Source organism: Pseudomonas sp. AC463 (assembly GCF_979253585.1).
In genome coordinates this window covers 1-258 of sequence record NZ_CEEDDZ010000807.1, presented here as the reverse complement: position 1 = coordinate 258, position 258 = coordinate 1, and the positions used below count along the sequence as shown (strand labels likewise).

The 258-nt window shown below is 70.5% G+C and carries 1 protein-coding gene; it reads right to left on the bottom strand.

Annotated elements, in window-relative coordinates; all coding sequences use genetic code 11:
- Positions 1–258, bottom strand: a 258-nt coding sequence (locus tag AC0IYH_RS32460) for a hypothetical protein (RefSeq protein ID WP_471838459.1), incomplete at both ends; no start/stop codon positions are given.

Sequence of the window (258 nt, the reverse complement as noted above, 5' to 3'; positions counted from 1 at the left end):
CGCAGCCTGCGGCTGCGTCACCTGCACCGGCTGTGGCTGGTTCAGCGGCTGCTGAACGCCCGACGGCACGAGCAGCGCAGCGGTCTGCATGCGGCCGTCCTTCATCGCCGGCATCATCGGCTGCGTCACGTCGAGCGCGGCGAGTGCACCCTCATCGCTGACGAACTGGCGGGCGACCGGCGCGGACAGCGCGAGCGTGTCGCCGTTCCACTTCTCCAGCTGCGCGAGGTTCGCGCGCGTGTCGAACTCCGTCTCCAG